The sequence below is a fragment of the Gordonibacter sp. 28C genome, assembly GCF_003339845.1.
Taxonomy (GTDB): Bacteria; Actinomycetota; Coriobacteriia; order Coriobacteriales; family Eggerthellaceae; genus Gordonibacter.
The window spans coordinates 338919-365848 of sequence record NZ_PPTR01000001.1; the positions used below are offsets into that span (position 1 = coordinate 338919).

Genomic DNA, 26930 nt, shown 5'->3' on the forward strand with positions numbered 1-26930 from the left:
AAGGAGCAAGGTTGAAACGATACGAACGGACGCGCGCTTTGGTGGAGGGAGATCCCACGCTGGCGCGTACCATCGTTCGGGACATCGAGGACGATCTGGGCGCGAACGCCGTGGCCGTCCTCGACGAGCCGCGCGAGGAGCTGGTCATGGTGAAGGTGCGCGAGACGGCGCACGGCAGCCTGTTCTATCTGGGGGAGGCCCTCATGACGTCGTGCCGGGTGCGCTTGGGCGAGGCCGTGGGGCTGGGCATGGTGCTCGGCAGCGACCGTTGCCGCGCCTACGAGCTGGCCGTGGTCGACGCGGCGTTCGCCGGCGCGGCGGGAGAGGGCTTCGCCGCCCGCTGGGAGGAGCGCTTGGGCCGGGAGCTCGAGCGCATCGAAGCGCGCGAGGCAGAAGACGCGCGCCGCAACGCGGCGACGAAGGTGGACTTTTCGACTATGAAGGTGGAATCATGATGATCACGGAAAACGCCGAACTGCATCGCGCGCAGCGAGCGTTTCGCGGCGTGCTCGACGCGTTCGCGCATCCGGGCACGGTCTGCACGATCGAGCGCGCAGCCGACAGCCCGGTGAGGCCGGCTGCTCTCGACAGCGCCCTCGAAGCGGTCGTTCGTCTGTTCGTGGACCAGGCGGTCACGTTCAGCGTGGTGGATGCCGAGCCCGATGCCACGGCCGCTTACCTTACGGGCGAGACGCACGCCATGCGCTTTCCCGTTCGCGAGGCCGACTTCGTCGTGGTGCCGGCGCGCGCCGACGCGCAGCTGGCGGCCGAGGCCGTGCTGGAAGCGTGCCGAGGCACGCTCGTGGCCCCCGAGAAGGGCGCGACGGTGCTCATGGGGTGCGCTCGCTTGTCCGCGCCCGAAGAGGCGGCGGCCGGCGGCGAGCCGGCGCTCCACGTGGTGGAGGTGCGCGGCCCGGGCGTGGCCGACGTGAACCGCTTCGCCGTCGACCGCGTCGAATGGGCGCGCGCCCGCGCGGAGCGGCGCGACGAGTTCCCGTGCGGCGTGGAGATAGTGCTGGTGGACCTCGAAGGGAACCTCGTGGCCGTGCCCCGCAGCTCGCAGGTGACGCTGAGCGGCGACGCTTCGGCCCTCGGAGCGACGGAGGCCGCCGACCGAGTCGCCGCGGCATCGGAACCCTGCCTGGCCGGGGAGGTTCGCTAGATGGGCTACGTAGCCGTCCGCGGCGGCGGCAAGGCTATCGAGGAGAGCCTCAAGCTGCTGGAGTACGAGCGGGTGAGCACGTCGTCGGCGTGGGGCACCGACGAGATCGAGGGCACGTTCCCCGATCTCGTCGACCAGGTGATGGGCGAGGCGTCCCTGTACGCGCCGCGCTTGGCCGCGCTGGCGCTCAAGCAGGCGCAGGGCTCTCCCGACGAAGCCGTGTTCCTGCTGCGCGCGTTCCGCTCCACGCTCGAGCGCCCCTACGTGTCCCGCTCGGTGGACACCGGCGCCATGCGCGTGAGCCGGCGCGTGTCGGCCGCGTTCAAGGACGTGCCCGGCGGCCAGCTGCTGGGCGCCACGCGCGACTACAGCCACCGTCTGCTGGCGTTCGATCTGGAAACGGAAGGCCCCGAGGAGCTGGCCGAGAAGCGCGCCGAACTGACCCGCCATTTCGACGAGGCCGCCACCGCGCAAGCGGACGACGCCGGGGGCTCGCCCTCCGGTTCGAGTCGTCCCGCCGTTCTCCCGCGCGTGCTCGACTACCTGCGCGCCGAGGGGCTTGTCAACCGGGTGCCGGACGACGATGCCGAGCCGGTGGACGCCACCATGGTGCCGCTTACCTTCCCTTCGTCGCGCTCCGTGCGTTTGCAGACGCTTGCGCGCGGCATGACGCAAGCCGTGGAGGCGCTGGGGTACGCCGCCATACGCGGTTTCGGCCCCGCCCACCCTACCGTGGGCGAGCTGCGGCAGGGCCGCGTGGCCGTGGCCGTGGACCATCCGCTCGAGCCGGGCGGCGCGGACAACGCCTACTACCTGGGCTCCATTCCCGTCACCGAGGTGGAGAGCGTGTTCATGTCCGAGGGCGAGACGGCGGCGCCGGGCGATGGTCTCGACGCTTCCGACGCCGATGCGCCCGGCGGGCTCTCGCTGGCCATCGGGTACGGCCTCGTGCTCGGCCGTGCCGAGACGAAGGCCATCGCCATGAGCGTGCTCGACCGATGCCTGGAGCTGGGTGACAAACGCTATCCCACCGAGGACGAGGAGTTCGTGCTCTACCACGTGGACGGCGTGGAGGCCACGGGCTTCATCTCCCACCTCAAGCTCCCGCACTACGTGACGTTCCAGTCGAAGCTTTCCAGCGTGCGCGGCACGCGCGCCGCCGACGACCGAGCCGCCGACCAGGCGGCCGCGGCTGCGCTGGAAGCGAAGGAGGCATCCGATGCAGCAGCGCTATAACTACGCCTTCTTCGACGAGGCGTCGAAGCGCGAGATCCGCCGTGCCCTGATCAAGGGCGTTTCCATCCCCGGCTACCAGGTGCCGTTCGCCTCGCGCGAGATGCCCATCGGCCGCGGTTGGGGCACGGGCGGTTTGCAGATCACCCTGGCCATCATCGGCCGCGGCGACGTGCTCAAGGTTATCGACCAGGGTTCGGACGACAGCGTGAACGCCGTCAACATCAAGAAGCTCGTGGCCGACACCACCGATGTTGAAGTGACCGATGCCACCGAAGATGCCTCGCTCATTCAATCGCGCCACCGCATTCCCGAGCAGCCCTTGCGTGCCGACCAGATCCTCGTGCTGCAGGTGCCCACGCCCGAGCCGTTGCGCAGCTTCGAGCCGAGCGAGGCCGTGACGAAGCGCCTGCACGCCGAGGCCGACTACACCGGTGCCTGGTTGGAGCTGTTCGACCAGATCGTGCGCTACGACATGACCACGACCGGCGCCGACCATCCCGTGCTCGTGAACGGCCGCTACGTCATGGCTCCCTCGCCCATCCCGCGCTTCGACAACCTGAAGCTCCACCAGGCCGAGCATCTCACGCTGCTGGGCGCGGGCCGCGAGAAGAAGATCTACGCCGTGCCGCCCCACACCGACGTGGTGCCGCTCGATTTCGAGGACTATCCGTTCTCGGTGGAGCGCTTCGACGGCAAGCGCTGCCGCCTGTGCGGCGCCGAGGACGTCTACCTGGACGAGCTGGTGGACGAAATCACCGGCGAGACGTACTACCAATGCAACGACACGGCGTTTTGCGCGGGATGTCATCCTGAGCGAAGCGCGCAGCGCGTAGTCGAAGGATCCCGTGCGTCGGCATCAGCCGAGGATCATGCTCGAAGCGTGCGGCCTTCCTGCGCGGGATCCTTCGACTCGCTCACGCTCGCTCAGGATGACAATCCGTTAGAAGCCTCCCAGCTGACCTTGCGAACAACCAGCGACTCTCAGGAAGGAGCCTCCCATGCTCGATGAGCAACGTTTCGGCGCGGACGAGGCCCCCTGCCTGTCCGTGCGGCATCTGTCGAAGCGCTTCGGAGCCGGTTGTCCGCGCTGCCTGGGGCTCGAACCTCAACTCGAGCGCAACGTGTGCCCGCGCTGCGGAACCGTTCATGCGGTGCGCGACGTGAGCTTGGACGTGTTTCCGGCCGAGATCGTGGGCATCGTGGGCGAGTCGGGCAGCGGAAAGTCGTCGCTTATGAAATGCCTGTTCTTCGACGAAGAGGCAACCGACGGCGACGTGCGCGCCCGCCCCTTCGACGGCGGCGCCGAGAACCTGCTGTCGCTCTCGCCCCAGCAGCAGCGCGCCATCCGCAACACGGTGTTCGGCATGGTGTACCAGAATCCCTACCTAGGCCTGCGCATGGACTTCTCCAGCCTGTCGAACATCGCCGAGCAGATGATAGCCGCCGGCAGCCGCAACGTGGGCTTCATGCGGGCTCGCGGCGAAGAGCTGCTCGAGCGCGTGAACATCCCGCTTTCCCGCGAAGCCGACCCGCCGCGCACCTTCTCCGGCGGCATGCAGCAACGCGTCCAGATTGCCAAGGCGCTGTCGAACAACCCGCCCATCCTGCTGCTCGACGAGGTCACCACGGGCCTGGACCTGTCGGTGCAGGCTGCCGTGCTCGACCTCGTGCAGCAGATCAGGCGCGACTTCGACGTGAGCATGCTTGTGGTGAGCCACGACCTGGGCGTCATCCGCATGCTGGCCGACCGCACGCTCGTCATGTTGGACGGCCGCGTCATCGAAAGCGGCCTGACCGATCAGATACTGGAGGACCCGCAACATTCTTATACCCAGCAGCTTGTCTATTCACTGTTGTGACCCGCCCCAACTTGTCATCCTGAGCGGAGCGGCGAAGCCGCGCAGTCGAAGGATCTTCAACCAAGGAGGCCTCCCGTTGCCGAAGATCCTTCGACTTCGGCCTGCGGCGAATTTTGCCCCAAATGCCTCCTTGCGCTTGTCGCTTCGCGGCGCAAGGGTTCGACAGTCCACTGGACTGTCGAATGCTCAGGATGACAAAACCTGAAAGGAACCTGCACCATGGACAACAACTCTTGCATCATCTGCGGCGGCACCGTGGTATGCGCCGATCGCGTGCGGCCCGACTGCGACGTCGTCGTCATCGACGGGCGCATCGCCGCCATCGAGCCGTCCGCCGAGCGGGACTTCGACGCGCAGCCCGATGCCACGGTGGGCGTGCTGCCCGTCGTCGACGCGCGCGGCGCCTACGTGGCGCCCGGCCTTATCGACATCCATTCCGATTACGTGGAGAACGTGGCCTCGCCCCGCCCCAGCGTGGTCATGGACCTGAACACGTCGCTGTACAAGGCCGACCGCGAGCTGGTGTCGCACGGCATCACCACCATCTTCCATTCGTTGTCGGTGTACGGCGCGCACATCTTCGACCACAAGCCCATCCGCGACTTCGGCAACGTGAGCGCCCTCATCGACCGCGTGGCCGTCTTGCGCGCGGGCGAGGAGCGCGACCATCTCATCCGACATCGCCTGCACATGCGCGTGGAGCTGGACTCGGTCGATTTGTACGACGACATCGAGGAGTTCCTGCGCTCGGGCAAGGTGGACTTGGTGTCGTTCATGGACCACACGCCCGGCCAGGGCCAGTACCGCGACCTGCTCATGTTCGGCGACACGCTCAAGGGCTACCGCGACGTGACCGACGACGAGGTGCGCGACATCATCCGCATGCAGCAGGAGAGCAGCAAGATGACGTACGCGCAGATAGCGGCGCTTGCGTCCATCGCGCGCGAGCGGGGCATCTCCATCGCGTCGCACGACGACGACAGCGCGGAGAAGCTCGCGTTCATGGACGGCCTGGAGGCGTCCATCTCCGAATTCCCCATCTCGCTCGACATCGCCCGCGAGGCGCGCGCCCGCGGCCTGCACACGGTGGCCGGCGCGCCGAACGTCATGCTGGGGCACAGCCATTCCGGCAACCTGAGCGCTCGCGAGGCCGTTGAGGCCGGCGCCATCGACGTGCTGTGCAGCGATTACTACCCGGCGGCCCTGCTCGACGCCGTGTTCGCGCTGCGCGACGAATGCGGGCTCGACATCGCGCGGGCGTTCGCGCTCGTGTCCATCAATCCGGCAAAGGCGGCGGGCATCGCCGACGAGGTGGGCTCCTTGGCGGTGGGCAAGCGGGCCGACGTGCTGCTCGTGCGCGAGATAGCCTGCGGCAACGGCGAAGCGCACACCATGCCCGTGGTCACGCGCGCGTTCGTGGGCGGTCATTCCGTGTTCCGTTCCCACTACCCCGACCAGCCGCGCGGCTACGCGCGCGACCTGGACGAGTTCGGCCGGAGCGGGCGCTCGTCCCTCCACGCCGCATGCGACCGCCTCGTCTCGCCGCTCCAGGGCACGAAGCCCCTCGACCGCGAGCTCCCCATCGAGGCGGTGTAGCATGGCAACCGTTTGTCATCCTGAGCAAACAACGCTCCCCACATGTCATCCTGAGCGAAGCGCGCAGCGCGTAGTCGAAGGATCCCCCGCGGCGCCGGCCGAAATCCCCCTCCTGCAAATCGACGGCCTTTCCAAGTCGTTTCTGCTCCATCGCGTGAACCGGCGCATCCAGGGGTGCCAGGACGTGAGCTTCTCCCTGTCGCCGGGGCAGTTCGTGGGCATCACCGGACGCAGCGGCAGCGGCAAGTCCACCATCCTGCGCTGCATCTGGCGCACGAATTTGCCCGAGCGCGGTCGGATCCTGTACGACTCCAAGCGTTTCGGAACGCTCGACCTGGCCCAGGCCACGCAGCGCCAGATGCTGTACCTGCGCGCTTACGAGCTGGGCTACGTCTCCCAGTTCCTGAACGCGCTGCCGCGCCAAACGGCCCGGGACATCGTGCTGAAAAGCGCGCTCGAAGCCTACGGCGTCGACGAGCGCGAGCGGGCCGAGGCGGAAACCGAGCGCATGCTGCGCCATTTCGATCTGGACGAAGAGCTGTGGGAGCTGTATCCGCGCACGTTTTCCGGCGGTGAGAAGCTGCGCTTGAACATCGCCTCGGCCATGATAAAGCGCCCGCGCCTGCTGTTGCTGGACGAACCCACCGCCTCGCTCGACAACGCCTCCAAGCTCAAGGTGCGCGATCTGATCGAGCAGCTGAAGGCCGAGGGCACCACCATGCTCGGCATTTTCCACGACCTCGAATTCATGGAAGGGTTGTGCGATCATGAGTTCAACATGCAGGAAGGGATGATGACATGATCGCCGATCTCCATGTGCACACGACGATCTCGGACGGCTCTGACACGTTCGAGGACGTGCTCGAACAGGCCCGCCAACGCGGCATCGGCCGCATCGCCTTCACGAACCACGACACCACGCGCGGGTTGGACGAGGCGGAAGAGCTGGGGCGGCGCTACGGCGTGCAGGTGACGGGCGGCATCGAAGTGAGCGCCTACGACTTCAAGCGCAACCGCAAGGTGCATGTGCTGGGCCTGGGCCTGCGCGAGGGGTCTCCCGCGGTGGAGGCCCTGTGCGGCCCGCTTCTCGAACGTCGCAACGCCAACTCGCTCTGGCAGCTCGACCAGCTGGTCGCGGCCGGCTACGACATCGACGTGCAGCGCGCGCTGGAGCTGGGCCACGCGTCCACGGCCCTGTACAAGCAGCACATTATGGCGGCCCTCACCAACGAGCCGTACGTGAGCGCCGCCTACCGCACGCTCTACAAAGGCCTGTTCAAGAACGGAGGCATCTGCGATCGCGACATCGTCTACGTCGACGCGCGCGACGCCGTGCGCGCCATCGCCGAGGACGGCGGCATGCCCGTGCTGGCTCATCCGGGCCAGCTGGACAGCTACGACGTCGTGTCGGAGCTCGTGGACTGCGGCCTGCGCGGCATCGAGCGCAACCATCCCGACCACACGCCCGTCGACCACGTGCGCTGCGCCCGTCTGGCCGAGCGCTACGGCCTGACGTGCACGTCGGGCTCCGACTACCACGGCCGCTTCGGCAGCGTCCCCCATCCCGGCTTCCGCGTCCCCGCCGCTTGAGACGCCGGCGCAACGGAGGCTGCATCGAAAGCCCTGTGGCGTCACGTACTCTATGGCCCCATCCTCGAAAGGCGGCGCATCCGCCCGACATCTGCGCGCCGACGCGCTTCGTCGCGATTGGGATGACGAGCTTTCGAGTCCGCGCCAAGGCTGGTGCGAGGTCGCGCGTTTCCCCCTCCCGGCCCCGCTTCGGAGCTTGCTTGCGCACCTGCTCGTGCGCAAGCTTCTTTTCAACGAAAAGTTGAATTGCCGACCGCTGTTGTTGCCCTGGCGTTCACGATACACTTACCAGCTATGAGGGAGCGAATATTCCAAATAGTGCAGCGTGCGCGCGTCGGCGACAAGGTCAGCCACGCCTACGATGTCTTCATCGTGGCCGTTGCCTTCTTGAGCATCGTCCCGCTTATGTTCAGGCCGCAGGACATGAGCCTCGAAGTGGCGCACGGCATGAACCTGCTCGACGTGGTCACGGTGTACATCCTGTTCCTCGACTATATTCTGCGCTGGATGACGCACGACCTCAAGACGGGGAAGAAGGGTTGGAGGGAGTTCGCGAAGTACCCTTTCACGCCGCTCGCCATCATCGACCTTCTGGCCATCCTGCCGTCGCTCGGCGTGTTGCCCGAGACGTTCAAGTTCCTGCGAGTTTTGCGCGTTACGAAGATGTTCCGCTACTCGAAGAACCTCACCATCGTGGCCAACGTGTTCAGGTCCGAGAAGAACACGCTGCTGTCGGTGCTCGTGGTGGCGCTCATGTACATCTTCGTGAGCGGTCTTATCATGTTCGTGAACGAGCCGGGAACGTTCGACAACTTCTTCGACGCGCTGTACTGGGCCACCACGGCGCTCACCACCGTGGGCTACGGCGACGTGTACCCGATGACCGATCTGGGCAAGTTCATATCCATGGCGTCGTCGCTGTTCGGCATCGCCGTCATCGCGCTGCCCGCCGGCATCATCACCGGCGGCTTCCTGGAACAGATCCGCCAGTGCCAGGCAGACCGCGAGGCGTACTTCCGCGCATCCGAGCGCAAGCCGTTCAAGGGGCGTACGCCCGCTTCGTACGGCGGCGTGCTCGCCTACGCGAAGGCGCACCCGAAGGTGGTCGCCTACGGTGCGACCATGGTTGCGTGCGTGCTGGTGAACCAGGGCCTCTATGCGGCAGCCAGCGCGTTCGGGGCTCCCGTGTGGCTCGACACGGCGGGCACCGCGCTCGCGGCCATCTTGCTGGAGCCGGCTGCGGGCCTTGTCGTGGGCTTCGCGAACAACCTCGTGCTGGCCGTGCAGATGGGCAATGCGGGCAACCTGCTGTACTACGGCCTGAGCGCCGTGAGTGCGCTCGCGTTCGGCCTGTTGTTCGGCCGGGGGAAGAAGGTAACGCTGCGTTCGCTGGGTTGGGCGGCGCTGTTCCTGGTGATTGCGGAGTCGCTCGTCTCCGCTGCGCTGTCGTTCTCGCTGGCTACGGGGCGGCTGACCACGGTGGCGGAGCAGTTCTACGGCGGGTTGCTGGCGAGCTGGGGCTTGCCCGACGTGCTCGCGGTGTTCGGTGCGCTGCTGTTCGACAAGCTCGTCGACACGGTCGCGGTGTTCTCCATCGTCATGGCTGCGTCGCGCGGCATCATGGGCAGTCGCATCGATCCAGCGCGCTGGTTCGGCTCGCGCGAACTCGCGTCGAAGGACGTCGGCCCCGGGGCCGACGTCGACGCGAAGGCGACATCGGCCGCGGGCGGTTCGAATTTCGGCCTGGGCGCGGCGGCGACCGGGGGCGGCGCTCCCGGCGGAGCCGCCGCGTCGGGTTCTGCGCGCTTCGTCGTGGGCGTCGACGTGGGGGGCACGCACACGAAGGTGGGCGCGTTCACGATGGACGGCGAGTTGGTGGGCACCCACGTGTTCGATTCGCAGAGCGTGCTGGCCGACGGCAGCCATGCGCAGCTTTCGCGCGAGATGGGATCGGTGCTGGAGAAGGCCGGGGTGTCGGCCGATCGCGTGATGGGAGTCGGCTTGGCCGTGCCCGGCGCGGTGGCGGCCGAGGAGTCGCTCAAGCTCTGCCCCCATATCGACCTCGATCTGCGCTCCTACAAAGCGTTCTTGCATTCCTGGTTTCCCGCGGCGCGCATCGTCGTGCTGAACGACGCCGATGCGGCCGTGCTGGGGGATTGCTGGCGCGGATCGTCGGGCGAGCGCGGCGAATCCAACGTGGCGTTCATCACGCTGGGCACGGGCGTGGGCGCGGGCATAATCGTAAAGGGCTCGCTCTACGCCAGCGCGCACGGGGCGGCGGGGGAATTCGGCCATCTGTGCGTCGACCCCAACGAGCAGGAGCCGTGCTCGTGCGGCGGAGCGGGCTGCCTGGAGCAGTACGCGTCGGCTACCGGCCTTGTGCGCACGGCGCGTCGGGAGTTCGCGACCCGGGCGACGCAGTCGCTGCACGACGGGGACGAAGGCGATGCGGTGGCGGTTGCCGCCAGCGCACCCGCGACGCTCGCATCCCAGGGGGCGCCGGCGGCGTTCGTCGTGGGAACGGTTGGGGCGGGCGTGCAGGTTGGGCGGCAGAACTCCGATGCGGCGTTCTCGGCGGCCGAGCGGGCCGCCGCGGAGGCGTTTCCCGACGCGCGCGCCGTGCTCGAAGCGTCCGTGCGCCGCGATCCGGCCGCCCGCGCGGCGCTGACCCGATTCTCCGACGCGCTCGGCTTCGGCTTGGCGCAGATGGCGTGCCTGATGGATCCCGATGTGTTCGTGCTGGGCGGGGGCCTGTCTGAACGCTCCGAGCTGTACCTCGACGCCGTCCGCGCGCGCTACCGCGCCTGCGCCCTGTCGGTCTGCCGTGAAACGCCCATCGTGGCTTCGAAGCTGGGCAACGAGTGCGGCGTGTACGGCGCCGCGTTCCGCGTGCTCGAAGCGTTCGCGCACGAAGAAGCCTGTGCGGCGGATTCGACGATGCCGGCGTCTGCGGCAGCGAACGTGCCAGTGTCCTGCGCGCGCTGTCGGTGAATCCGGATGAGCAAGCTTCTCCTGCGCCCCTGTCGCTCTATCGCTCTAGTGCGCTGTACCGAATACGCTTGAAAAATCACCGTTCGCGGGGCATCCGCTAATCGAAAACACCTCCGCAACGTGAATAAGTGTTTGATAATACCGGTAAGGCGCTTTATAGTAAGGCGATTGCGTCGTGAGAACCCGCTGTACGCGAAGTCGTCTCGTATGCGGGATCGGCGCAGAGGAAAGGGGAGAGACCAATGAAGATGAAGAAATGGGCCGTACTCGTAGCGGCAGGCGCGCTGGTCGCATCGCTCGCGCTGTTCGGCTGCTCGTCGGGCGGCGGGCAGGACTCCGACGCGAAGAGCGGCGACGGTAACGCCACGGACGCAGGCTATACGCTTGTCAACGACGGCAAGCTGACGGTTGCCGCCTCGCTCGACTTCCCCCCGTTCGAGAACCTGAACGGTAACGCCCCCGAGGGCTTCGAAGTCGATCTTATGGGCCTGTTGGCCGAGGAAATGGGTATCGAGAGCAATTACCTGCCGTCTACGAAGTTCGATACCATCGTGCCGCTCATCCAAACCGGCGGCAAGGCCGATGTGGGCGTGTCCGGCATCACCATCACCGACGAGCGCCTGGAGCAGGTCGACTTCACCGATCCGGTGTGCGACGTGAACCAGAGCATCACCGTGCTGAAAGACTCCGGCATCACCGATGTGGCGCAGCTTGAAGGAAAGAAGATCGGCGGGCAATCCGGCACGACGGGCTTCCAGTGGGCCGCCGAGAACGTCAAGGGTGCCGAGGTCATCGCGTTCGACGAGATGACGGCTGTGTTCGCCGCCCTGCAGTCCGGTCAGATCGACGCCATCGCCGTAGATTGGCCGGTGGCGAACTACTACGTGAAGAACGCCTACACCGACTGCCAGATCATCAAGGAGATCCCCACGGGCGAACAGTACGCCATCGCCGTGAGCAAAGAGAACCCCGAGCTCACGAAGGCGCTCAACACGGCGCTGAAGGCCATCAAGGACAACGGCAAGTACGACGAAGCCGTCGCCAAGTGGCTTTCGTAGGAACGGCGTCGACGCACCATTAAGGATCGACCGATGCAGAACGTGATCTCTTTCATCAAGACGCACTTCGCCAGCATCGCAGCGCTTCTTGTCGCTGCGATGCTGGCGGCATCGTTCGTTTTGCCGGTCCAAGCGCAGGCTTTGGAAGTGGAGCGCTGGACCGCCAAAGGGAACGCCGACGGAGACAGCGTCACCGTCATGGGAGCAACGCCCACGCGTGTGACGTGGCAAGGACAGTCCGCTGAGGACGAATCGGTGACGGGTGTGTCCATCGAACTCCCCGACGGCTCCACCGTCGAACCGGAAAACGTGAAAGCCACCGTCATTGCTGGTCTCGATCGGCTGGAAGTTGCTTCGCAAGCTACAGTCGATGGTGCTACGGTTACGGTAGCGCTGGACGAGCCGGCCCCCGTCGGCGCACTCATTATGGTGGAGTGCAACCGTACACTTCTGCCGGGCGAAGGCGGGTCGTTCGGCCTAGCGGGCAGCTACACCACGATCGATGGGCAAACGCACGATATGCCGGCCACCGACAAGGTCATCGACGTGGTGGGCAAATCTCCCTCCGAGCAGTTGGCCAACTGGTTGAACCAGCAAGAATGGGTGAAGGCATGGAACTCCAACAAGTTCCTCCACCTGTTCTTCGACCCAGCTATCATCTCCACGTCCGTGCCGGCGTTGTTCGCCGGTTGGCTCGTGTCTTTGGGTGTTGTGGTTGTCAGCTTCCCCTTGGCCATACCGCTGGGTCTGCTGCTGTCGTTCCTTCGCATGGCCAAGCATCGTCTGCCGCGCGCTATCGGCGCCACCTACATCAACATCGTGCGCGGCACGCCGCTGTTTCTGCAACTGTATATTGCGTATTTCGGCTTGCCTCTCATGGGCGTTCAGCTCGACCCGTTTGCCATGGGCGCCATCGTGCTTATCATGAACTCGAGCGCGTACTTGGCCGAGATATTCCGTGCGGGCATCCAGTCCATCAGCCAAGGGCAGTTCGAGGCGGCGCGGTCGCTGGGCATGAACGGCATGCAGACCATGTTCTTCGTCATCATCCCGCAGACGGTGCGCCGCGTCATACCCACCATGACGAGCGAGTTCATCCTCATGTACAAGGACACCTCGCTTCTGGCCGCCGTGGGCGTGACCGAGCTCATGATGTACGCGAAGACCATCACGGCCGCCACGGGCAACGTCACGCCCTACATCGTGGCCGCCGGATTCTACCTTATCGTCACCATCCCGCTCACGAAGCTCATCAACACCATGGAAACGCGCATGGCGAACGGCCGGCGAAAGCACAAGAAGGGACCGGCCGATCGCAGCATCACCTCTGCCGCATCCGTCGTGCCCGACTCCGATGCCGCCGTGGCCCGCAGCATACGCATGTCCGAGACGTTCGCCGGCCCGGCATCGCAGTTGGACGCGACGACGACGCAGCTCTACGACGACGCGCGTCGCAACGGCAACCATATAAGCCATTAAGGAGGTGCGGATCACATGAGCGAATCGAACCACGACGGCGTCGTCTTGAACGGAGAAGCCGTTGATACCGGCCCTGCGTCCGCATCGGGGGCGGGCGCCGTGGGCGCAGGAGCCGCGAGCGCGGACGCTTCGGGTGCGTCGGCGGCTTCCAACGAGATCGTGGTGCGCATCGAGGACCTGCGCAAGAGCTTCGGAGACAACGAGGTGCTGCGCGGCATCGACCTCGACGTCCACCGCGGCGAGGTCGTGGTCATCCTGGGTCCCTCCGGCTCGGGAAAGTCCACGCTTTTGCGCTGCGTGAACCTGTTGGAGAAGCCCACGGGCGGCCGCATCTTCTTCGAGGACACCGAGATCACCGCGAAGAAGACCGACATCAACAAGGTGCGCGCCAAGGTGGGCATGGTGTTCCAGAACTTCAACTTGTTCCCGCACCTCACCGCCAAGAAGAACGTCATGCTGGCCCAGCAGAAGGTGCTGCACCGCAACGCCGACGAGGCGGCGCGGATCGCCGTGGAGCAGCTGGAGAAAGTGGGGCTGGGCGACCGCATAGACTACAAGCCCTCGGAGCTCTCGGGCGGTCAGCAGCAGCGCGTGGCCATCGCCCGCGCGCTGGCCATGGACCCGCATGTCATGTTGTTCGACGAAGCCACGAGCGCGCTCGACCCCGAGCTCGTGCGCGACGTGCTGAGCGTCATGAAGGGCTTGGCCAAGGGCGGTATGACCATGATCGTGGTCACCCACGAGATGGGCTTCGCCCGCGACGTGGCCGACCGCGTGATATTCATGGACGGCGGCTTCATCGTGGAACAGGGCACGCCCGAGGACGTGTTCGACCATCCGAAGTCCGATCGAACGAAGGATTTCCTGGGCCACATCTCGTAAGGGTGGCCTCGACGCGCAGCGACGGCGCCGCCGTGGGCGACCTGCTGCCCGCTCGGCACCAGAAAGACCAACGCAAAAGGAATGCGATGCGGCGAGCGCCCGGCGCGCCGCATCGCATTCATGCGAGCAACCCGTCGCACCGGCGATCGGCGAGCAGCCTTCTGCGGGATCCTTCCACATTCCTCCTGCTGCGGCGCTGATCGCGCGTCTTTATCAATTGTGTTTTTTGCCAAAACCCCTCGAAACGGCACCTTTTCAAATTGTGCAAATCAGGAACGTTTCTCCTACAGAATCGGCAGCCGTTTCGTGTGCATGAGGCCACAGTTTGATTCCATTTTTATGCAGAAGCATGGAAATAAAAGGTAAAAATATCCAATATGGTCATATTGCCTTGCTGTTCCTTGACCTGCTACTTGATCATATTTTTGTGCATGTGGACAAGATCATTACAGTTTTGCTACAAATCACACGGAAAATAGTGTTGCAGGTGAACAAAAAAGATGGTATAACTTCCTCAACGGCAAATCTGGTAACCATGCCACGGTAGGAAAAACCGAGGAGAACCATGAACCACCAGTCTCCAAGGCGCTCCCGCAGTCGCACGGCAATGCCAGCAAGCTGCAGTAGTATGTAGTGTGCCACCCAACGGTAGCGAAGAGCGCTGCCAAAGAAAGGAGACTGTCATGGCGAAGATAGTCAATTCTTGGAACGACTGGGATCCGCTGAAGCGCGTTATCGTCGGTCGTTGCGACAACTCGATGATCCCTCCCGAGGAGCCCGCGACGTCTGAGAAGGTGCCCGTCGATTCCGAGATGCGCGGCATGTGGGGCCTCCGTCCCGCCAAGACCGTTGAGCGTGGCAACGAGTGCCTCGACAACCTCGTGAAGATCCTCGAGGACCGCGGCGTCGTCGTCGACCGCCCGACCCCGCTGCAGTGGAACCAGGCCATCGGCACGCCCGACTTCCGCAACGACTCCATGATGACCTGCATGCCGCCCCGCGACATCCTGCTCACCATCGGCAACGAGATCATGGCCTCCGCCAACTCCTTCCGCTGCCGCTACTTCGAGTACCTGGCCTACTGGCCCCTCATGAAGCAGTACTTCGACGAGGATCCGGACTTCCTGTGGACCCAGGCTCCCCGTCCCCGCCTGACCGACGCCTCCTACAAGCACAACTACTACGACGAGAAGATCACGCTCGAAGAGCGCCTCGTCCGTACGGCCAACAAAGACTTCGTGACCACCGAAGTCGAGCCGATGTGGGATGCCGCCGACGTCATGCGCATGGGCAAGGACCTGTTCATCCAGCACGGCCTGACCACGAACCGCACGGCCATGGACTGGTTCCAGCGCTACTACCCCGAGTACCGCGTGCACGCCGTGAACTTCCCCGGCGACCCGTACCCGATCCACATCGACGCCACCTTCGTGCCGCTGCGTCCGGGCCTGATCATCAACAACCCGCACCGCAAGCTCCCCGAAGAGCAGCGCGCCATCTTCGAGGCCAACGACTGGCAGATCGTCGAGGCCGCCGACCCGGCGCACGACGAGCCGCCCGCGCTGTGCTACAGCTCCGTGTGGCTGTCCATGAACTGCCTCGTGCTCGACCCGAAGACCGTCATCGTCGAGGCCTCCGAGGTGCACCAGCAGGAGCAGATGGACAAGCTCGGCATGAACGTCATCCCCTGCGACCTGCGCGACGCCTATCCGTTCGGCGGCGGCCTGCACTGCTCCACGGCTGACGTCTACCGCGAGGGCGACTGCCTCGACTACTTCCCGAACCGCGTCAAGGATCCCACCCTGGTGCGCCCGGAGATGTGGAACGACTAGTCGCGTAGCGTGACCAACCCTTGCTGAAGAAGGCAAGAGTCGTCTGACAACAAAGAAAGGGGATCTGGCAAGCTCAAGCGCTCAGGTCCCCTTTCTTGATTTAAACCTATACCACCGCGAATACGATTCGGCCGTATAAGGCCGAATAGGTGAACGCATGCCTCATTCGGTCTCGCAGGGCGCGAGTCGCGGCGGCAGAGGGGATTCTTTTTTCTTGCTACTGGTTAAGGAGGACCAATGGCAGATACCAACAAAAGCAAAAACCCAGATATGGGCAACGGCAAGGACGGGTCCGGCAGCTACGAGATGAGGCTGGGCTTCGGCACCATCGCCATGCTCATCTCGGCCACGGGCATGGGCCTGGTGCCCCTGTTCAGCCGCTGGGCCACCCGCACCGACATGTTCGACGGAGCCGCGGGCTTCAACGCGGGAGACAGCATCGGCGCCCTGATGGCCGTGGGCCGCATGGGCATGGGCGTGCTGTTCTTCCTCGTTCTGCTCGTGGCCACGCACAAGGTGCACGTGTTCAAGAAACTGAAGCTGACCCCGGCCATCGCGCTGGGCGGCCTTATGATCGGCATGTCGCTGGCGTGCTACGTCACGTCCACGCTGCTGACCACCGTGTCGAACGCGGTGCTGTTCATCTACATAGGCCCCGTCATCTGCGTGCTGCTCGCCCGCATCTTCCGCAAAGAGCCTATGTCGCCTTTGCAGTGGATTTGCCTGGGCGCGGTGTTCATCGGCATGCTGTTCGGCGAAGGCCTGCTCGGCTTCGGCGTGGGCGGCCAAGCGTTCGGCTTCGACTTCAACCTGGCTCCGTCCACCGCCGAGTTCCCCATGAAGGGCATCGGCGATGCGTTCGGCGTCGCTTCGGGCTTCTTCTATGGCGCTTCGATGTTCTTCAACGGCTACCGCAAGGACGCCGACACCACGGCTCGCGGCGTGTGGAACTTCATCTTCGCCGTCATCGGCGCCGGCGCCATCACCATCGTCCTGAACTCGCTGGGCGCCACTCCCGGTATGGAGAACTGGGCCCTCAACGTTCACTTCACCACGTTCAACTGGATCGGCGCGGTGCTGCTGTGGATCATCTGCGGCCCCATCGCCTTGGGCTTCCTGCTGGTTGCCGGGCGCAACCTGCCGGCCGCCGACTACGGCACCATCGCGTACTGGGAAGTTCCCGTGGCGCTGTTCTGCGGCCTGGTGATCTTCGGTGAGCCGTTCACCATCAACACGGCTTTGGGCGCCATCCTCATCATCGGCGGCGGTGCCATCCCGTCTATCAAGGGCATGGTTGCCGGCCGCAAGCAGAAGCAGCAAGAGGAGATCAGCGAAAACCTTGCCGCTCGCTTGGAAGAGGAAGCCGACAAGGAGAACCTGCGGTAGTGGTGGCGAATGCCAAACTGAGCAAAGAGGAAGGTGTGGCATATGAAGATAACGAATAATCTGACCCACATTGCTACCGTGGTGGAATTCGAGCCCGCATTGAACGAGGACGAGCTGAAAGCCGCGTTCGCAGAAAACGGATTGCAGGGCTTTCCCGCAGAGCTCGACATCGCGGAGCGCACGGAAGAGCATGTGCAGATGATGGCGCTGGACACGTTGCTCCAGTTCGCGAAGGCATCGGACGTGCGCGCGGTCACCTACGACGTGACGTACTTCCCCCATGCCGACGAGGACGAGGTCGACTACCAGCTGAAGCAGCTGGCCCACGACCTTGAGATCAGCCCCGAGGTCATCCGCGACCTGTGCGGGCAAGAGATCCAGGAGTACCTGGCCCTCGACGCCAAGCGCGACGCCGAGGCCCCGGTGCACAGCATCGTCGAGGCGTACATCGGCGGCACGGCCTTCGCGTGGTACGGCATGAACGACTACCCGCGCCTGAAGAGGGTCATCCTGCGCAAGCTCGCCCAGGGCGGCCAGAAGGCGAAGCGCGACTTCATCCTGCGAGCCAGCAAGGCGCAGGTCGATCTGCTCGAAGACTACTGATCCATACGTTAAAGAGCGGGAGCCCGTTATGCTGTATAACGGGCTCCTTGCGTTCGTCGAACGGCCATGTTTCAACCATGTTGCCATCTAGGGTCAAAAGTAACGGGTTTACACCCGGTTTCGAAATTTGCGGTATGATAGCCTTAATCTAGTAGCGTACACCCATGTTAGGGGGCTTTTTGAAGCACACGCTAAGCGTACAGGTCTCTTCTCCTCTCAACGAGGCCGTACATTTCTTAGGGGATTACCATGGAATCTAACATTTCTGATTCAAACGCTGCTGCCATCGCCTTTACCGAAGAGGAGCAGCATCGAACGCTCAAGAAAGTAACCTTCTCCTCGTTCTTGGGCAACTTCATCGAATGGTTCGACTATGCGAGCTATTCCTATCTGGCCACGGTCATCGCACTGGTGTTCTTCCCCGGCGAGGACCGCTTGGTTTCGGTCATGAGCACGTTCGCTGTGTTCGCGCTGTCGTTCCTCGTGCGCCCCGTCGGCGCCATCTTCTGGGGGAACATGGGCGACAAGAAGGGCCGCAAGTGGGCCCTGTCCATCTCCATCCTCATGATGAGCGGCGCGACGTTCCTTATCGGCTGCCTGCCGGGTTACGCGATCCTCGGCGTGGGCGCTCCTATTCTGCTGCTGGTGCTGCGCATGGTGCAGAGCTTCTCGGCGGCGGGCGAGTACGCCGGTGCAGCCACGTTCATCGCCGAGTACGCGCCGAAGAACCATCGCGGTTTCTACTGTTCGATGGTGCCGGCGTCCACGGCAACCGGCTTGCTCGTGGGATCGCTGTTCGCCACGTTCATGTTCAACACATGGGGGGCCGATTCCAGCTTCGTCATCGATTGGGGCTGGCGCATCCCGTTCCTCCTGGCGCTTCCGCTGGGCTACATCACGCACTACATCCGAACGCACCTCGAGGATTCTCCCGTGTACGAGGAGATGCAGCGCAGGCTGAGCGGCGCGGGCAAAGCTGTCCAGCATCCCATCCGCACGCTGTTTAAAAAGCATTTCAAGGTGCTCGTCGTCTCGTTCGGAGCTTGCGTGCTGAACGCGGTGGGCTTCTACGCGGTGCTCACGTACCTGCCGAACTACCTTGAGACCACGCTGAACTACGATCCGAGCTCCGCGTCCATCATCACCACCATCGTTTTGGTGGTCTACATCGCGTTCATCTTCCTGTCCGGGCGCATTTCCGACCGTTTCGGGCGCAAGAAGATGCTCATCATCGCTTGCGTCGGGTTCATCGTGCTCACCATTCCGGCGTTCCTGTTGCTGGGAACGAAGAACTTCTGGATCATCCTGCTGGTCGAGCTGGTGATGTGCCTCGTGCTCACCATCAACGACGGCACGCTGTCCAGCTACCTTACCGAAACGTTCCCGACCGACGTGCGCTACTCGGGCTTCGCCTTGAGCTTCAACTTGGCGAACGCCATATTCGGCGGATCGGCCTCGTTCATCTCGTTCTGGTTGATCGACGTTACGGGCAGCGCCATCGCTCCGGGCTTCTACATGGTGTTCATCGCCGCGCTAGCGTTGGTCGCCATGATTCTGTCGCATGAGCATACCGGTAAGGATTTGACTGAGATATAGGTTGATCTGGGGAAATTGTTTGCCCGCACCGCGCGGTCGAACATGAAGAGGCAACGCCGCCCGGGCAATGGAGGCCCGGGCGGCGTTCGTGCGCGATGCCGGTCGGCGTCGCCGGGGTTACGGAGGAGAGATGAGCGAGACATCGCAAACGCCGAAGTCGTTGAAGGCGCAGATCACGCGCACCTCGCTGGTGCTTGCAGCCGCAGCGTTGCTGCGCGAGCAGGGTCCGAAGGCGGTCACCTATCGCAAGGTGGCGAAATGGGCCGGGGCCGCGTCGTCGTCGGTGGGGTACTACTTCGATTCCGTGACGCAGCTGCTGCACGAGGCGGGCCGCTACAACATTCAGCTGTGGGCCGAGCGCGCCGAGAAAGCAGCTTCGGCCGCCGAGGCGATGGATGTGGAGGAATGCCGCGATCGAGCGGTCGACCTGTTGATCCGGGCCTGCCTGCCCGACGACAGCGTGGTTCCTTCGGCCCACTACGCCCAGCTGATCGCGGCAGCCGAGTCCCCCGTGGTCACCGAGGCGTACCAGAAGGGCCGCGTCTCCCTGGACGCCGCCGTCGGGCGCATCCTGTCGCATGCTGGGATCAACATGCCCGCACGCATGGTGGGCACCATCGTGGACGGTGCGGCCGTGGCCGCCATTTCCGAGGGCTACGACGTGCGGGAGTTCGCATCCGGCCTTCTTGCGGATGCGCTCGAAGTGTACGGATTCAAGAAGCGGTAGCGCGAAAAAGCTGACGAGCGGTAAAGCCGATAGGCGGATCGCGCCTCGTTCCTTCACGCCTCCTTCACGATTCGGGGCTCCTGAACGCGTCTTCTTAACTATCTCATTACAGTTGTATACTTTTCGGTTCCAATTTCGAACCGACTGCTAACCTCTATGCTCGCGCTGTCGGGGCCCGGCCGTGTTGCCTTTTGGGCAACAGGGACGCCGTGGCGAAGGCGATTCATCATGCGGGGCGAGAGAGGTGCTCGTTGAACATAGTTCTTTGCGACGACAACCACGACGATTGCGAATATTACGCGCGCCTGCTCGAATCGATTGCCCAAAAAAGCGGTCTCGACATACGGCTCACCACCTACGAGAACGGTCAGAACTTTCTCTTCGATCTTGAAGACATGGAGGCCATGCCGGACATCGTGTTCCTCGATGTCGTTATGCCCAAACTGGGCGGCATGGCGGTTGCCCGGAAGCTGTCCGAGAAGAACTTCGCGGGGGCCGTGGTGTTCCTGTCCGTCTCGCGCGAATATGCTTTCGAGGCGTTCGACGTGCGGGCGTTCAACTACGTGCTCAAGACCGACGACAGCGATGGTTCGCGCTTCCGCCGCGTGTTCCTCGAGGCCGTTTCAGCCGTAGAGGAGCGCAAAACCCGCTACATCCAAATCAACGGCATAACCGAACGACTGAACATACCCATCGACGATATCTGCTACTTCGAGGTGCGCGGCCGGGTGTGCGTCGTGCATTTCAACTTGTCCCGTGAAAAGACCTTGCCTGGCACCGAGCAGACGATCGATTTCCTATCGCCTCTGGGAAAATTGGAGAACATGCTGCTGCAGTATGGGTTCCTGCGCACGCACCGGTCGTTCCTCGTCAACTGCGCCTACGTGCAAAGCTACACGTACACCTCGATCACGCTTTCGAACGGCGTGGAGGTTCCGCTAGGGCGGGCGAAGCGGACTTCGTTCTTAGAAGCGATGGACGCCCGCGCCACGGTGCACGTGACCGAACATGATGAAACGTAAACGGCATAGAGCGCCGGCAGCGGTGGCCGTGCTCGTTGCTGCGGCCGTGCTCCTTCTAGTCGGGGTGCCCTCGGGCTATGCCGACGAGTGCCCGGCGGGCGGACAGCACGATTACGAGATAACCGTCGTGATGCCCGTGACCGACGATGCGGACGGCTTGGAATACCTGGTGTGCAGCAAGTGCGGCGATTCGTTCTACCGCACGGTGCCGGCTACCGGCCACGAATGGAGCGATTGGTATGTGGACGCTCCGGCGACGTGCACGTCCGAGGGCGTCGAGGCTCGGGTGTGCGCCAAACACCCCGATAACGTCCATTACGAGTACCGGATCATTCCTCCTCTGTCGCCTACCGGGGAGCACCAGTTCGTCGAAACGTCCCGTTTGGAGCCTTCATGCACCGAAGACGGCATGGCGATGTACGTGTGCTCCATCTGCGGCGAGTCGCACGGCGAAGTGCTGCCTGCCTTGGGGCACGACTGGGGAGGTTGGGAGACGGTGCGCGAATCCACCGAGGTCGAGCCGGGGCTCGAGCGACGAATGTGCCGGTGCTGCGGCGAGACGGAGGAACGGGTGTTGCCGTTGCTCGTGCAGGGCGATGCGCGCAAGCCCGACGAACCCGGCGACTCGGCGCCTCCGTCCTCCGACGAGGGCGGGAAAACACCGTGGTACGCAACGGACTTCTTCACCGCCGGCCCCACCCGGGCGGATGCGGTGATCGTAGGATCCGGTTTCCTCATATGTGCGGTGGTGGGGTGGCTGTCCGTCCCCCTTGTCATGCAGGTCGTTTGGCTGCGTCGCAAGCAGGCCGAGGTTCGTCGGACGAAGGGCGCCCGCTATGCAGCCGAGCATGCGGTGGTCGAGGTTGTTCGCCCGGACGAAGGGGGCGCGTCCGTATGACGTTCGTTCGGATACTCAGCATACTGCTGTTTCTCGCGCTGGTAGGCGGCAGCATCGCGGTGCATCGCCATCTGCGCCGCACGGTGGAGGACGGCAACGGCGTGGGCGACGTCAACGAACGTGGGCTGGACGGATTGAGCGATGCCGGCGTATGCGTAGGGTCGGTGGGTTCGCCGCAGAATGAGGACCGTCGTTTATGACGGGTCGGGCGTCGTTCGCGACGGGTTGCGTCTCGGGGAAAAACAAGGTGGTAAAAGTACCCTGAGACAAATTGTTCAGTGCGGGCGCGGATGTCCCAGGGGGAACTGGGTTCGGGCTGACAACAAGCGATTGGGGTGGTTGCATGAGAGCAAAACCTGGCATGACGCCAAAGCTTCTGCGCGTATTGTGCGCGTTCGCTTTGACAGTCGCCCTCGTTCCCGTTGGCGCGCTTTCCGCGCTGGCCGACGAGGGGTCCGAGCGTTCGGAGGAGACAGTCTCCGACGGCACCGAGCAATCGGCGCTCGCAATGTCGGGCATCGAGGCGGCGGCCTTGCGTTTTACCGAAGTCGATCCCGACGAGGGCTTGACTGCTGGCGAGCAGACGCGGGTGCCCGATTACTATCAGGTGCTGAACCGGGCCGATCGCCCCGAGCAGGCCTACACGCTGTACTATTACACCGTGAACGGCGGGGACTTCTACCGCGTGTACGGCAGCGTGGACGGTCAAAACGTCGGCTACTACGCGTACGAGATCTACTCCGGAACCGTGGACATGTCGCACAAGATCGATAACGCAGAGGAGCGGGCGACGACCGCGGCGGAAGCCGCGCGTCTCGCCGCCGAAAAGGCCGCTGCGCAGACGCCGCCGCCGGTGGAGGCGATGCAGCCGGAAGCCGACATTAGCGAGGATGCCGATGTCGAAGTTCCAGAGGCCGTGCCTTTTTCCGACGACGTTTCCCCGCTGGCCGGCACGGACTACACGCCGGACTCGCCGAATTTCAAGGTCGAGGTCACCAATCTGGGCATGACGCCCAACGCCGGCATCTGGCCGGGAGACAGGTGCGAGCTCGCGTTCAATTGGAACGTTGCCTTCAGCGGGGTGCAAAACTCCTTCAAAAACGGCGACACCGTCACCATCCCCACCAACCTTGCCGATCTCTACCGGTTCGCCGGTGGCTGGACGAGCAACGTTGCCACTGCGGGTGGAACCGTTGTGGCCACGTTGACCTTGACGGCCGACGGCAAGATCGTCATCGCTTTCAACCAGGCGGCAGAGGATATGGGGTTTGTGGGATTGTACGGGACGTTCCCAGGGTATTTCGAAAAGTTTGCGGCTAAGAATCTCGATTTGTCCGCAGATTCCAACGAGGCGCTAACCGTTGCCAGCGAAACCGTCTCCCTCGGCTTCAAGGGCGGCAAACTGTTAAACGTTACCTCCGTCGGCAACGGCTCCGCCTCGCTTTCCGGCGGTGCCGTTTCCGTTTTGCTGAACAGCGGATCCTCCGAAATCACCGGCACTCCGAATGTCGGCGAGACCCTTAAAAGCGTTACTTTGACGAAAGCCGACGGAACGAAGCAGGCGATCGCAGCAGATGCGTCCGGAAAGGTCGTCATCGGCTCTTCCGACTTGCAGAACGGCAAAAACACCGTCACGTATGAGTTCTCCACCAACACTACGCCGCCTTCCACCGATGTCCTGAGCGAGTGGACATGGGACAACAAGGCGTATTGGGGCTCCGACGCACCGACGGGATCGACTCTTTTGACCTCGGCGCATTTCAACGTGCAGTTCAATTATCAGTCCATGCTCGGCCTGTATCAATCCGGCGGCACCAACCTCAATCATTTCAAAGAAGACGGCACGGTATCCAACGCCTTCTTCGAGGATACCGTGCCAGGCGGGTCCAACGTGAAGGCGATCTGCGGCGATCGCAACGGCAACGGCAAACCGAAAATCTGGGCGACGCTGTACGATGTGACTACGGCGACGGTGGATGCCCATACGAACAATCCGAATCCAACCACCACGCCAACGACGAAAGTGCTCAAGAACGTCGACCTTGTCGCCAACGGGACAATTTCCGAGGTGGTGCAAGGTGCCGGAGAATCCTTGGGCTCCTTCCGGAGTCGCGTTCAGGCGGCGCCGCTCACCTATGGCGTCCATACGGATCCGGCCACGGGGGCAATGACCCTCATGGTCAACCTGGGATCGCCGGGCACCCCCGGCAGCGGGGTCAACGCGACGGCGACGTGGGGCGATGCCGTTACGAGCAACGCGACCCTCAGTGCCATTTACGGCGACGGCAACGTTGTTGGCGGCAACGTCCAAGCATTCCAGATCGAGTATTACGCCGATTACGCGGGAACCCCCTATCCCCTTTCAGGGTTGACGAACGCAGTTGAATACACCCGGACGAACGCTCAAGGCTCAACCTCCACCTCGACCATCGCCTCCTCCGCCTACTCGGTGCCCGGAAACACGGTCGTGGCCGTTCCCAGCAAAGGCGAGCTTCGCATCACCAAGGTGGACGTTTTAACGCACGCCCCTATCCAAGGCGCTGTTTTCAAGGTTCAAATCCAAGGTTCCGATGGCGCATGGAGCGACTATCGCGATAGCCTGGGGAACGTGGTTCAGGGAACTACGGGCGTCGACGGCAAAGTCTTGCTGGGCGCGATGACTTCCAACAGCACGTATCGTGCCGTCGAGGTCAGCGTTCCGGCTCCTTACGCTTCCGACTCGCTCGCTTTCACCCACATCGGAGGCATCGCGATATCTTCGACGGGCGAGTTCTCTATGAGCAGCAGCGACGTCGAAGGTTGCGAGGCGCTTGCGACCAACCAAAAGGCGTTCACCGTCACCTACGACGCCAATGGCGGCTCCGGCACCATGACCGATCCTGATAGCCCGTACGCCGAGGGTGCGGCTTGGGCGCCTTTGGGCAACGCGTTCACCTATGCCCACCATCATTTCGTTGGTTGGAACACCGAGGCGAACGGAACCGGTCAGGCTTACAACGTCGGGCAGACCTACAACATCTCCCAAGATGTTACGCTGTACGCGCAGTGGGCCGTCGACGCGCATTCGGTGAGCTACGTGTCGTCCGACACGGACAAGGGCGTGGTCGCCGGCGGGCCGGAGACGGTCGATCACGGCTCCAATCCCACGATGACCGGCGTGACCGTCACGCCGAATACCGGCTTCGAGCTGGCTTCGCCTGCGTGGAGCTACAGCATGGCCAAGGGCGACGGCTCGTTCAAAAGCGACACGACGAACGATCCTTCCAGCGTGGCCATCACGGGCGACACGGTGTTCATGGCGCTTTTCAAGGAGAAGGCCAACGTTCCCCTTGCCTACGCCTCGATCAACGCCTCCATGGGCACCGTGTCGCCGCAGAGCGAGTCGCTTGCCCCGGTCACGGGCACTGCGGCCGGTTCCACGGCCACGGCTCTTCCCGGCTACCACTTCGTGAAGTGGACCAACGACGTCGACGCCACCGAAACTGCCGACGCAACCCTTACGGGTGCGCAGGTTGATGCGGTGGCCAAGACCTCCGGCATCTACGTGCCGGTCACGTTCACGGCGCACTTCGCCGAGGACGCCGACGTGACCATCTCCTATGTTTCAGGGGACTCGTCCATGGGCTCGGTTCTGCCGATTTCCGAGCTGGTGCATCCGGCTACGGGCGCCGCTTTGGGCTCCACAGCCACGGCCGCTCCCGGCTACCATTTCGTGAAATGGACGAACAACGTCAACTCCGCCGAAACCACTGACGCGTGGCTCACAGGTAGCCAGGTGGACGCCGTAGCCAAAACCTCCGGCGTCTACGTGCCGGTCACGTTCACGGCGCATTTTGCTCCGAACGCCAACATCGAGCTAACCTACGTTTCCGATAGCGCCGCCGCTGGCTCGGTCTCGCCGGCGAGCGAGTCCCTGGCTCCGGCCACCGGTTCCGCTTCCGGTTCAACGGCTGCGGCAAAACCCGGTTATCATTTCGTGAGTTGGACCAACAACCTCGACTCCACCGTGACGACCGACGCGGTCCTCTCTGCCGCGCAGGTGGACGCGGTGGCAAAATCTTCCGGCATCTACGAGCCCGTCACCTTTACGGCGCACTTTGCCGAGAACGCCAACATCGGCTTGGTCTACGCATCCAACGATTCCACGATGGGCGGCGTCTCGCCCTCCGGCGAGGCCCTGGCTCCGGCCACCGGCGCCGCCTCGGGCTCCACGGCCACGGCGAATCCCGGATATCACTTTGTGAAGTGGACTAACGACGTCGACGCCACCGAGACGACCGACGCAACGCTGTCTCCCGCCCAGGTGGACGCTGTCGCCAAGTCCTCCGGCATCTACGAGGCGGCCACGTTCACGGCTCACTTCGAGAAAGATCCGTCGACCGTCGTCGAAGTGACCAAGAGTGTTGACAAGGACGTCGCGAAGCCGGGCGACATCCTCACCTACACCATCCACGTTGCCAACAAGGGCGGTTACAAGAGCGACGGCATCTTCGTGAAGGACATCATCCCTGCCAACACCACCTTCGTCGGGTGCGACGAACGCGGCATCTACGGAACAACGGGCTCGAGCGAGAACTACGTGAAGTGGTGGATCGGCGAAGGATTGCCTTCCGGAACGTCCCTCGACCTCACGCTCAAGGTTCGCGTCAACGAATGCCGGGACGGCACCGAGATCGCCAACGTGGCGCTCTGGCAGGAAACGGCGACGAGGCCCGACACCCCGGCGGCCGAAAACCAGGTAAGCGGCACCAACAAGGTGAAGACGACGGTGAACGGATCCCGTCCTCCGGCCCTGGGCAAGATGGTGAAGACCGGAGACGGCTTGCTCAAGGGCGGGGCGGCCCTGCTCGTCCTGGCAGCGGCCGTAGGTGGCGCGGGTCTGCTCCTTGCGCGGCGTCATGCGGCCGAAAACCGCCGATAATCAGCTGCTTCACGCAGGGTTGCCCGGAATGGGGCTTGGGGGTTCGTGCATGGGTCCCAAGTCCCTCGGCTTCCCATCCTCGTTCGATATCC

Annotated in this window: 22 protein-coding genes; all 22 read left to right on the forward strand. The window is 63.8% G+C overall.

Translation table 11 applies throughout. The features are described from left to right. Positions 1-11: 11 nt before the first annotated feature. The 22 genes from phnG (at position 12) to C1878_RS01505 (ending at position 26838) form a co-directional block, all read left to right on the forward strand. Positions 12-455: a phosphonate C-P lyase system protein PhnG gene (phnG, locus tag C1878_RS01400; RefSeq protein ID WP_114599914.1), complete on the forward strand. Its 444-nt coding sequence runs from the start codon at positions 12-14 to the stop codon at positions 453-455. Further along, complete coding sequence (gene phnH, locus C1878_RS01405; protein WP_114599915.1) at positions 452-1162, forward strand: phosphonate C-P lyase system protein PhnH; 711 nt, start codon at positions 452-454, stop codon at positions 1160-1162. Before phnG ends, phnH begins: the two co-directional genes overlap by 4 nt. Then, positions 1163-2398 carry a carbon-phosphorus lyase complex subunit PhnI gene (locus C1878_RS01410; RefSeq protein ID WP_114599916.1) on the forward strand — a complete coding sequence of 412 codons (1236 nt, stop codon included), beginning with the start codon at positions 1163-1165 and terminating at the stop codon, positions 2396-2398. After that, positions 2382-3407, forward strand: coding sequence for an alpha-D-ribose 1-methylphosphonate 5-phosphate C-P-lyase PhnJ (locus C1878_RS01415; protein ID WP_114599917.1), 1026 nt, complete (start codon positions 2382-2384; stop codon positions 3405-3407). The genes C1878_RS01410 and C1878_RS01415 overlap by 17 nt, the downstream gene beginning before the upstream one ends. Further along, positions 3397-4257: an ATP-binding cassette domain-containing protein gene (locus C1878_RS01420; RefSeq protein ID WP_114599918.1), complete on the forward strand. Its 861-nt coding sequence runs from the start codon at positions 3397-3399 to the stop codon at positions 4255-4257. The genes C1878_RS01415 and C1878_RS01420 overlap by 11 nt, the downstream gene beginning before the upstream one ends. A gap of 219 nt (positions 4258-4476) precedes the next feature. Next, positions 4477-5853: an alpha-D-ribose 1-methylphosphonate 5-triphosphate diphosphatase gene (locus C1878_RS01425; RefSeq protein WP_114599919.1), complete on the forward strand. Its 1377-nt coding sequence runs from the start codon at positions 4477-4479 to the stop codon at positions 5851-5853. Position 5854: 1 nt separating this feature from the next. After that, entirely contained in the window at positions 5855-6655 is an 801-nt protein-coding gene (locus C1878_RS01430) for a phosphonate C-P lyase system protein PhnL (RefSeq protein ID WP_241963562.1), read from the forward strand. Then, on the forward strand, positions 6652-7443 hold the full coding sequence (gene phnPP, locus C1878_RS01435) for a phosphoribosyl 1,2-cyclic phosphate 1,2-diphosphodiesterase (protein ID WP_114599920.1): 792 nt from the start codon (positions 6652-6654) through the stop codon (positions 7441-7443). Before C1878_RS01430 ends, phnPP begins: the two co-directional genes overlap by 4 nt. A 294-nt stretch (positions 7444-7737) precedes the next feature. Next, positions 7738-10434: an ROK family protein gene (locus tag C1878_RS01440; RefSeq protein WP_114599921.1), complete on the forward strand. Its 2697-nt coding sequence runs from the start codon at positions 7738-7740 to the stop codon at positions 10432-10434. 242 nt (positions 10435-10676) lie between these two features. Then, on the forward strand, positions 10677-11492 hold the full coding sequence (locus tag C1878_RS01445; protein WP_114599922.1) for a transporter substrate-binding domain-containing protein: 816 nt from the start codon (positions 10677-10679) through the stop codon (positions 11490-11492). Between the two features lie 33 nt (positions 11493-11525). Then, positions 11526-12971 (forward strand): amino acid ABC transporter permease, encoded by a 1446-nt coding sequence (locus tag C1878_RS01450; RefSeq protein WP_114599923.1) that lies wholly within the window; start codon positions 11526-11528, stop codon positions 12969-12971. Positions 12972-13130: 159 nt separating this feature from the next. Next, positions 13131-13853, forward strand: coding sequence for an amino acid ABC transporter ATP-binding protein (locus C1878_RS01455; RefSeq protein ID WP_167510316.1), 723 nt, complete (start codon positions 13131-13133; stop codon positions 13851-13853). Positions 13854-14202: 349 nt separating this feature from the next. Next, complete coding sequence (locus C1878_RS16415) at positions 14203-14400, forward strand: hypothetical protein (protein WP_147272883.1); 198 nt, start codon at positions 14203-14205, stop codon at positions 14398-14400. Positions 14401-14536: 136 nt separating this feature from the next. After that, the gene (locus C1878_RS01460) at positions 14537-15685 is read left to right on the forward strand and encodes a serine/threonine protein kinase (protein ID WP_080143120.1); all 1149 of its coding nucleotides are present in this window, start codon (positions 14537-14539) and stop codon (positions 15683-15685) included. Between the two features lie 237 nt (positions 15686-15922). Next, a complete protein-coding gene (locus C1878_RS01465; RefSeq protein ID WP_199519261.1) occupies positions 15923-17071 on the forward strand; it encodes a DMT family transporter in 1149 nt (382 codons plus the stop codon). A 42-nt stretch (positions 17072-17113) separates the two neighbouring features. After that, positions 17114-17674, forward strand: coding sequence for a hypothetical protein (locus C1878_RS01470; RefSeq protein WP_114599925.1), 561 nt, complete (start codon positions 17114-17116; stop codon positions 17672-17674). A 249-nt stretch (positions 17675-17923) separates the two neighbouring features. Then, positions 17924-19270 (forward strand): MFS transporter, encoded by a 1347-nt coding sequence (locus tag C1878_RS01475; protein ID WP_114599926.1) that lies wholly within the window; start codon positions 17924-17926, stop codon positions 19268-19270. A 130-nt stretch (positions 19271-19400) separates the two neighbouring features. Next, a complete protein-coding gene (locus C1878_RS01480; protein WP_114599927.1) occupies positions 19401-19997 on the forward strand; it encodes a TetR/AcrR family transcriptional regulator in 597 nt (198 codons plus the stop codon). A 251-nt stretch (positions 19998-20248) separates the two neighbouring features. Beyond that, positions 20249-21019, forward strand: coding sequence for a LytTR family DNA-binding domain-containing protein (locus C1878_RS01485; protein ID WP_147272884.1), 771 nt, complete (start codon positions 20249-20251; stop codon positions 21017-21019). Further along, positions 21006-21917 (forward strand): hypothetical protein, encoded by a 912-nt coding sequence (locus tag C1878_RS01490; protein ID WP_147272885.1) that lies wholly within the window; start codon positions 21006-21008, stop codon positions 21915-21917. Before C1878_RS01485 ends, C1878_RS01490 begins: the two co-directional genes overlap by 14 nt. Next, a complete protein-coding gene (locus tag C1878_RS01495; RefSeq protein ID WP_114599930.1) occupies positions 21914-22117 on the forward strand; it encodes a hypothetical protein in 204 nt (67 codons plus the stop codon). Before C1878_RS01490 ends, C1878_RS01495 begins: the two co-directional genes overlap by 4 nt. 161 nt (positions 22118-22278) lie before the next feature. Beyond that, the gene (locus C1878_RS01505; RefSeq protein ID WP_147272886.1) at positions 22279-26838 is read left to right on the forward strand and encodes an InlB B-repeat-containing protein; all 4560 of its coding nucleotides are present in this window, start codon (positions 22279-22281) and stop codon (positions 26836-26838) included. Positions 26839-26930 lie beyond the last annotated feature (92 nt).

What these genes read in the sequence shown, in the direction of transcription:
- phnH (WP_114599915.1), top strand. Translation starts at nt 452, where the DNA reads ATGATGATCACGGAAAACGCCGAACTGCATCGCGCGCAGCGAGCGTTT.
- C1878_RS01410 (WP_114599916.1), top strand. Translation starts at nt 1,163, where the DNA reads ATGGGCTACGTAGCCGTCCGCGGCGGCGGCAAGGCTATCGAGGAGAGC.
- C1878_RS01415 (WP_114599917.1), top strand. Translation starts at nt 2,382, where the DNA reads ATGCAGCAGCGCTATAACTACGCCTTCTTCGACGAGGCGTCGAAGCGC.
- C1878_RS01420 (WP_114599918.1), top strand. Translation starts at nt 3,397, where the DNA reads ATGCTCGATGAGCAACGTTTCGGCGCGGACGAGGCCCCCTGCCTGTCC.
- C1878_RS01425 (WP_114599919.1), top strand. Translation starts at nt 4,477, where the DNA reads ATGGACAACAACTCTTGCATCATCTGCGGCGGCACCGTGGTATGCGCC.
- C1878_RS01430 (WP_241963562.1), top strand. Translation starts at nt 5,855, where the DNA reads ATGGCAACCGTTTGTCATCCTGAGCAAACAACGCTCCCCACATGTCAT.
- phnPP (WP_114599920.1), top strand. Translation starts at nt 6,652, where the DNA reads ATGATCGCCGATCTCCATGTGCACACGACGATCTCGGACGGCTCTGAC.
- C1878_RS01440 (WP_114599921.1), top strand. Translation starts at nt 7,738, where the DNA reads ATGAGGGAGCGAATATTCCAAATAGTGCAGCGTGCGCGCGTCGGCGAC.
- C1878_RS01445 (WP_114599922.1), top strand. Translation starts at nt 10,677, where the DNA reads ATGAAGATGAAGAAATGGGCCGTACTCGTAGCGGCAGGCGCGCTGGTC.
- C1878_RS01450 (WP_114599923.1), top strand. Translation starts at nt 11,526, where the DNA reads ATGCAGAACGTGATCTCTTTCATCAAGACGCACTTCGCCAGCATCGCA.
- C1878_RS16415 (WP_147272883.1), top strand. Translation starts at nt 14,203, where the DNA reads ATGGAAATAAAAGGTAAAAATATCCAATATGGTCATATTGCCTTGCTG.
- C1878_RS01460 (WP_080143120.1), top strand. Translation starts at nt 14,537, where the DNA reads ATGGCGAAGATAGTCAATTCTTGGAACGACTGGGATCCGCTGAAGCGC.
- C1878_RS01465 (WP_199519261.1), top strand. Translation starts at nt 15,923, where the DNA reads ATGGCAGATACCAACAAAAGCAAAAACCCAGATATGGGCAACGGCAAG.
- C1878_RS01470 (WP_114599925.1), top strand. Translation starts at nt 17,114, where the DNA reads ATGAAGATAACGAATAATCTGACCCACATTGCTACCGTGGTGGAATTC.
- C1878_RS01475 (WP_114599926.1), top strand. Translation starts at nt 17,924, where the DNA reads ATGGAATCTAACATTTCTGATTCAAACGCTGCTGCCATCGCCTTTACC.
- C1878_RS01480 (WP_114599927.1), top strand. Translation starts at nt 19,401, where the DNA reads ATGAGCGAGACATCGCAAACGCCGAAGTCGTTGAAGGCGCAGATCACG.
- C1878_RS01490 (WP_147272885.1), top strand. Translation starts at nt 21,006, where the DNA reads ATGATGAAACGTAAACGGCATAGAGCGCCGGCAGCGGTGGCCGTGCTC.
- C1878_RS01495 (WP_114599930.1), top strand. Translation starts at nt 21,914, where the DNA reads ATGACGTTCGTTCGGATACTCAGCATACTGCTGTTTCTCGCGCTGGTA.
- C1878_RS01505 (WP_147272886.1), top strand. Translation starts at nt 22,279, where the DNA reads ATGACGCCAAAGCTTCTGCGCGTATTGTGCGCGTTCGCTTTGACAGTC.